General features: G+C 72.5%; 4 protein-coding genes and 1 pseudogene. 4 read left to right on the top strand and 1 reads right to left on the bottom strand.

The genetic code is table 11. The features are described 5' to 3' along the window. Positions 1 to 850: SpoIIE family protein phosphatase (locus GTW43_RS38505; protein ID WP_161303034.1), on the bottom strand; the 850-nt coding region annotated here is incomplete at its 3' end. Between the two features lie 235 nt (positions 851 to 1085). Here GTW43_RS38505 and GTW43_RS17955 point away from each other — a divergent pair. The 4 genes and pseudogenes from GTW43_RS17955 to GTW43_RS17940 all read left to right on the top strand — a co-directional run. Next, positions 1086 to 3416, top strand: a complete 2331-nt coding sequence (locus GTW43_RS17955) for a GH92 family glycosyl hydrolase (protein ID WP_237536662.1) — start codon at positions 1086 to 1088, stop codon at positions 3414 to 3416. 269 nt (positions 3417 to 3685) lie between these two features. Then, positions 3686 to 5662 (top strand): ABC transporter ATP-binding protein, encoded by a 1977-nt coding sequence (locus GTW43_RS17950; RefSeq protein ID WP_202501591.1) that lies wholly within the window; start codon positions 3686 to 3688, stop codon positions 5660 to 5662. Positions 5663 to 5720: 58 nt separating this feature from the next. After that, positions 5721 to 6503, top strand: a pseudogene (locus GTW43_RS17945) (amino acid transporter); the annotation flags it as partial. Between the two features lie 41 nt (positions 6504 to 6544). Continuing rightward, positions 6545 to 7155 (top strand): deoxyribodipyrimidine photo-lyase (locus GTW43_RS17940; protein WP_161303035.1); only part of this gene is annotated, 611 nt, incomplete at its 3' end.

Here is a 7155-nt window from a genome sequence, read left to right as displayed (position 1 = left end):
TGATGGCGGTGCGCAGACGGGACATGAGCCCGGCGGCCTGCACGTCGTGGCCCTGGACGTCGCCGATGACGAGGCCGAGGCGGCCGCCGGGCAGCCGGATGCTGTCGAACCAGTCGCCGCCGACCATGAGGCCGCCGCCGGTGGGGACGTAGCGAGCGGCGACGCTGAGTCCCTCGACGCCGGAGGCGACCCGGCCCATGCTGCTGCGCAGGGTCTCCGACAGGGCGCGGTCGGTCTGCCCGTCGTAGGTCTGCTCGATGCTCCGGCCGAGCAGCCGGGCCAGCGTCATCAGGAAGGTGCCGAGCCCGTCGCCGATGCGGACGGACGCGTCGAAGGCGGCCATCCACACGCCGGTGAGCTGGCCGTACGTGGTCAGCGGCAGGAAGGCCCAGGCGACCTGACCGGTGCGGTCGGACAGCTCGGGGGCGTCGGGGAACCGGTCGCAGAACTCCTGCGGGGAGGAGAGGAACACCGGCCGGCCCGTGCGGGCGACCTGGGCGGCGGGGTGCACGGTCTCCAGGGGCAGCCGGTAGGCGTCGGCCTCCTCCTCCTGGAGCCCCAACTGCCCGACGCAGTGCAGCACTTCGCGGTCGGCGCGGAACACGGCCTGGCTGCACAGCGGCAGCGCGGGGCCGCCGAGCCGGCCGATCAGGGCCAGCGCCTCCCCGAGCGAGGCGACGCGGGCCAGGGCGTGACCGGTGACGAGCAGGTCGGCGCCGCGGTGGCGCAGGTCCTCGGGCGCCTTGCCGGTGCCGTCCGCGGTCGGTCCGGCCAGCCGGTTGAGGGAGTCGAGCTGGCGCATCTCGGCGTCGTGCTCCTCGGTGTTGCCGTGTTCGCGCCCGCCACCCACGTGCGGCACTCCCGTCTGCTCGGCGCCTGCTGGTTCCTCCCGCTTTCTCCATGTTCCTTCGATCCACCGGGCCGCGCCTGCTCACCCGCGTCCGCGACCGCCATCCGTGAGAAGGCGCCCGTGCTCCATTGACGGATGCATGCCCACGGGACGAAGATCGACAGGAATCCCTTTGACAACGTTGTCGCACGAGAGGATCGCGATGCGAGCGTTTCGACGCGCGTTCACCTCCGCCTTGATCGTCACCACTCTGGCCGCCGCCTCCGTCACCGCCGCGGGCTCCGCGAGCGCCCGTGAGCAGGGGCCCCGCTTCGCCGCCGATCCGACCACGCTGGTCGACACCTCGATCGGCAACAACGGCGACGGGACCACCTTCCCCGGCGCGGCCGCGCCGTTCGGCATGGTGCAGCTGAGCCCCGACACCCAGTTGAACAAGTACGCCTCCTACGACTACGCGCAGGACACCATCCTGGGCTTCAGCCACACCCATCTCTCGGGCGTCGGCTGCCAGACCATGGGCAACATCCGGTTCATGCCCACGACCGGCGCCGTCACCTCCTCGGACCCCGCGCAGTACGCCGCGAAGTTCAGCCACGCGAACGAGAAGCGCTCGCCGGGCTACTACGGCGTCACCTTCGACAACGGCATCGAGGCCGAGATGTCGGCGACCGAGCGCACCGGCCGGCACCAGTACACGTTCCCCGCCGGGTCGGGCGAGCAGAACGTGCTCATCGAGGCCGGCGAGAGCAACGGCAGCACCTACGCGGGCGACATCGAGGTGGTCGGCGACCACACCGTCGAGGGCTGGGTGCAGGGCGGCAACTTCTGCGGGGAGACCGGCAAGGAGCGCTACCGCGTCTACTTCAGCGCCAGCTTCGACCGGTCCTTCTCCGCGTTCGGGACCTGGACCGACGACACCCTCACGCCCGGCCTGCGCACGGCGAAGCGCGGCAGTAAGCGGGCCGGTGCCTGGCTGAGCTTCGACCAGGACAAGGGCCACAAGGTCGGCGCCTCGGTCGGCCTCTCCTACACCTCCGTCGACGGCGCGCGCCTGAACCGGAACGCCGAGCAGCAGAAGTCCTTCGACCGCACCCGCTCCGCCGCGCACGACGCCTGGCGCGACGAGCTGAACCGGATGCGGGTCGCGGGCGGCAGCACCGCCGACCGGCGCACGTACTACAGCGCGCTCTACCACTCGCTCCTGCACCCGTCCGTGGGTTCCGACGTCGACGGCCGCTACCGCGGCTTCGACGACCGGGTGCACCGCTCGGACTCGACGTACTACCAGATGTTCTCGCTGTGGGACACGTACCGCTCCCAGAACCAGCTGGTCGCCCTGCTGAACCCGGACAAGGCCACCGACATGGCCAAGTCCCTCCTGCACGTCTACCGGGACGGCGGCTGGCTGCCGCGCTGGGGGCTCGGCAACGGCGAGACCAACGTGATGAGCGGCGACCCCGTCACGCCGTGGATCGTGGACCTCTACCACCGCGGTCTGCTCGACGACCGCACCGCCCGCGGTCTCTTCGACGCCCTGTGGAAGAACGCGAACGAGGTGCCGGAGGACCAGTCGGTCTTCCGCGGCCGCGACGGCAATCCCACGTACGTCGAGAACGGCTTCGTCGGGTACCGGAACCTGCCCGGCTACACGTTCGGCGACAGCCGGCAGGCCGGCTCGGCCACGCTCGAGTACGCGCTCGGCGACTGCGCCCTGTCGACCATGGCCCGCGGGCTCGGACACGAGGACGAGGCGGACACGCTCGCGGGACGCTGCGACAACTTCACCAAGCTGTGGGACTCCGGCGTCTCCTCCAAGGGCTTCACCGGCTTCCCCGTGACGCGGAACGCGGACGGCACCGCCGCCGGTGACACCGACCCGACCCAGTCCGGCGCCTTCCACGAGGGCACCGCGTGGCAGTACCAGTGGCTCGCCCAGCAGGATCCGCAGACGCTGTACGGGCTGATGGGCGGCAAGGACGCGGCGGAGCAGCGCCTCGACACGTTCTTCGACATGCCGACCGTGCTGTCCGACCCGGCGAAGGCCGCCACCGACTCCTGGGTGACCGGCGCGTACGACTACCACAACAACTTCGCGTTCAACCCGAACAACGAGCCGGACTTCCACGCCCCCTGGATGTACGCGTGGACCGGTGCACCGTGGAAGACGTCGGCGGTGCTGCGCGCGATGCGGACCCTGTTCACCGACGACGCGTACGGCATGCCCGGCAACGACGACCTCGGCGCCACCTCGTCGCTGCTCGTCTTCGCGATGGCCGGCGTGTTCGAGGCGCAGCCCGGATCGGCGCGCTACCTCGTGTCGGCCCCGATGTTCGAGAAGGTCGAGATCCGGCCGGCGCACGGGCGGCCGATCAGGATCGAGGCGCCGGGCGCGGACGCGTCCGAGCTGCAGTACGTGTCCTCGGTGCGCACCGGAGGCAAGTCGCTGCGGCGCAGCTGGCTGTCCCACGAGGACCTGCTGCGGGCAGGCACGATCCGGATCGGTCTGTCCGGGGAGCCGACGCGGTGGGGCGTCGACGCCGCGCCGCCGGCTGTGGCCCAGGACTGACCGACCGGCCGGATCCGCCGAGCGCCGGTCGGCGCTCGGCGGCCGGTGGGACGGTCGCCGAAGACCGGAGGGGGCGCGGGGGCACGACTGCCCCGCGCCCCCTTCGGCGTCGGACTGATTCACCGCATGCGGCCCACCCGTCCCACCTCTCCCGTGGCCGCCCCACACCCGTGGTTCCCGTTCTACATTGCGCCCTCGGCGACCCGCCCCACGCGGTCGTCACCACCCGCCGAGGAGGCACATTGAAGAGGTTCTTCGGGAAGGTCCGCATGGCCGAACCCCAAGTGTCCGACGCCGAACGGGAGCTGTTCGGCGGCCCGTTGCGCTACGACATGGGCTGGTCGCTGCACGAGCACGCGGGCCTCGACCTGACCATGCGCTCGGCGCTGCGCCAGATGCCGCGGCTCGTCGGCACCACCCTGCGGATGGCGTGGCAGGCCGACCGGCGCGCCCTGGGTGTCGTCGCCGTCAGCGAGGTCGCCCAGGGCGTCGCGGCCGCCGTCGGGCTGCTCGCCGTCAACGCCGTCATGCACGCCCTGCTCGGCTCGGGCACCGCCGCCGACCGGCTGCACGCGCTGCTGCCGGGGCTGCTCGCCGCCGCAGGCGTCGCCGTCGTCAACTCCGCGCTCGCGGGCTGGTCCACCGCACAGGCCGGACGCCTGGAGCCCCTGGTGGAGCGGATCGCCACCACCCAGTACCTCGCCGCGGCGACCGCCGTCGAGCTGGAGGCCATCGACGACCCGGACTTCCGCCGCCTGATCGACGTCGCCCAGTACGGCCCCGCGTCCGCGCGCCGCATGATCGGCGCCTGCGTCTCGGCGCTCAACAGCACGATCACGCTGATCGCCACGGCAGGCGTCCTGACCGTCCTGCATCCGGCGCTGCTTCCCATGCTGCTCGTGATCGCGGCGCCGCGCGGATGGGGCGCGATGCGGGTCGCCCAGGAGCGGTACGTGTCGATGATGAGCTGGATCGAGCACGTCCGGGCCAGCCGGCTCATCGGCAATCTGCTCACCGAGCGCACCGCCGCCCAGGAGGTGCGCATCCACGCCGTCGGGCCGTTCCTGCTCGACCGCTACCGCGGCATGGCCCGCAGCGCCGAGGCCGAGCAGGAACGCCTCGCCACGGGCAAGGCGGTCACCGAGTGGGTGGCGTCCGCGCTGTCCGGGCTGGCGATGGCCGTCACGTACGGGACCATGATCGCGCTCATCCTGGGCGGGCGGATGGAGCTGGCCGTGGCGGGCACCGCCGTGATCGCCGTCCGGTCCGGCTCCGCCAGCCTGGGCGCGCTCGTCATGAACGTGAACCAGCTCCACGAGGAGTCCCTCTACGTGCGCGACCACGCGCGCTTCCTCGTCGAGGCCGCCGAGCGCGCCATCCCCGCCGGCGGGGAGCCGATGCCCGAGCGGGTGGACGCGATCGTCCTCGACGCGGTCACCTACCGCTACCCGGACCGCGGCACGCCCGCGCTCGACCAGGTGTCCCTCACCCTCCCGATGGGCTCCGTCACCGCCGTCGTCGGCGAGAACGGCTCGGGCAAGAGCACGCTGATGAAGATCCTCTCCGGTCTGCTGCTGCCCCAGGAGGGGACCGTGCGCTGGGGCCCCGCGCGCGTGCAGGACCTCGACCGGGCCCAGCTGTACGACCGGGTGTCGCTGCTGACCCAGGACTTCCAGCGCTGGCCCGTGACCGCCGCGATGAACATCCGCATCGGCCGCCCGGAGCACCCGGTCGGTCCCGACGACCTCGAGGCGTCGCTCGACTACGCGGGTGCCCGGCCCGTCGTCGCGAAACTCCCCGACGGCCTGCGCAGCCTGCTCGCCCGGATGTTCCGCGGGGCGATCGAACTGTCCGGCGGCGAATGGCAGAAGCTGGGTCTGGCCCGCACGCACTGGCGCAGCGCGACCTGCACCGGCGAGAGCATCCTCATCGTCGACGAGCCCACCTCCGCGCTCGACCCCGAGGCCGAGATCGAGGCCTTCGACCGCATCCGCCGGCTCGCGGCTCCCGACCGGGCCGTCGTCCTGGTCACGCACCGCATGTCGGGCGTCCGTCACGCCGACCGCATCTTCGTCCTCGCCGAGGGCCGGCTCGTCGAACAGGGCACCCACGCCGAACTCCTCGCCGCCCGGGGCCGCTATGCGTCGATGTTCACGGCTCAGGCCGCCCAGTACGCCCCGGCCGCCGCGTCCTCGCTCCCGGCCCCCGCGGCTCCCCCGCCGACCACGCACACGGACGTGGCCTGACCGCAGTACCAGCAGGTGGCGGGCGGATGTGAGGCACGCGACGCCTCTCCGGGGGATCTTCCTGGTCACCTGGCTGTTCGACGCGAACGTCGACAAGCAGGGCGGCGCCTACGCGACCGGCGTCCTCGTGCTGATCTGCTCGGCCGCGATCGCCGTGACGATCGCGGCGCGCAAGGCGGGCCAGCGCCGCTGGAGCGTCGCGTTCGGCCTGATCGCCGCCGTGTTCCTCTACACCACCGTCGTCAACATCATCGAACGCCCCGACGGGGTGAAGATCGGCGCGTGCTTCATCGCCGGGATCATCCTGGTGTCCCTCCTCTCGCGGCTCGGCCGCGCCTTCGAACTCCGGGTCACCCAGGTCGAGCTGGACGGGACCGCGGAGCGCTTCATCCGTGACATCGCCCAGGGGGTGCCGCGCTACATCGCCAACGAGCCGGACCGCCGGGACGTGCCCGAGTACTGCGAGAAGATCGAGCAGATCCACGAGGACAACGACCTGACCGGCACCGAGGACTTCGTGTTCGTCGAGGTGACGGTCACCGACCCGTCCGAGTTCGAGGCCGGGCTGACGGTCCGCGGCGAGCTGCTGCACGGGCGCTACCGGGTCCTCACCGTGGAGAGCTCGTCCGTGCCGAACGCGCTCGCGGCGCTCCTCCTGCACGCCCGCGACCTCACCAGCACCCGCCCGCACATCTACTTCGAGTGGACGGAGGGCAACCCGTTCGCCAACTTCCTGCGGTTCTTCCTCTTCGGGCAGGGGGAGATCGCGCCGGTCACCCGGGAAGTGCTGCGCGAGGCCGAGCCGGATCGCGAACTGCGTCCGCGGGTGCACGTAGGGTGAGCGCGGCGCGGGAGCCGCGCCGTCCCGACCGGAAGTCCGCCGTGAACGTCTCCGTCGTGCTGTTCACCTCCGACCTGCGGCTGCACGATCATCCGCCGCTGCGCGCCGCCCTCCGCGGCGCCGGGGCGATCGTGCCGCTGTTCGTGCGCGATCCGGGGGTCGACGCCGCGGGCTTCGCCGCTCCGAACCGGCTGGCGTTCCTCGCCGACTGCCTCGCCGCTCTGGACGCCGGCCTGCGCTCGCGCGGCGGGCGGCTCGTCCTGCGCCGCGGCGACACGGCGCGGGAAGTGGCGTCCGTCGTGCGGGAGTCGGGGGCGGGCGAGGTCCATCTGGCGGCCGGGCACAGCGCGTTCGCGCGCCGCCGGGAGGAGCGGCTGCGCACGGCGCTGGAGGGAACGGGCTGCCGCATCGTGGTCCACGACGCGGTGACCACGGCCGTGGCGCCGGGCCGGGTCACCCCCGCGGGCAAGGACCACTTCGCGGTGTTCACTCCGTACTTCCGGCACTGGCGGCAGGAGCCGCTGCGCGACCCGCTCGCCGCGCCCCGCACGGTCCGTGTGCCCGACGGGGTGCGCTCGGACCCGCTGCCCGCCCGCGCGGACGTGCACGGCGTGTCGCCGGGGCTCGACGAGGGCGGCGAGCCGGCCGGGCG

This window comes from Streptomyces sp. SID5785 (genome assembly GCF_009870065.1).
Taxonomy (GTDB): domain Bacteria; phylum Actinomycetota; class Actinomycetes; order Streptomycetales; family Streptomycetaceae; genus Streptomyces.
This window is presented reverse-complemented; position numbering and strand designations above follow the sequence as displayed.

Coding starts and splice junctions, on each gene's coding strand:
- GTW43_RS17950 (WP_202501591.1), top strand. CDS start 3,686: ATGGCCGAACCCCAAGTGTCCGACGCCGAACGGGAGCTGTTCGGCGGC.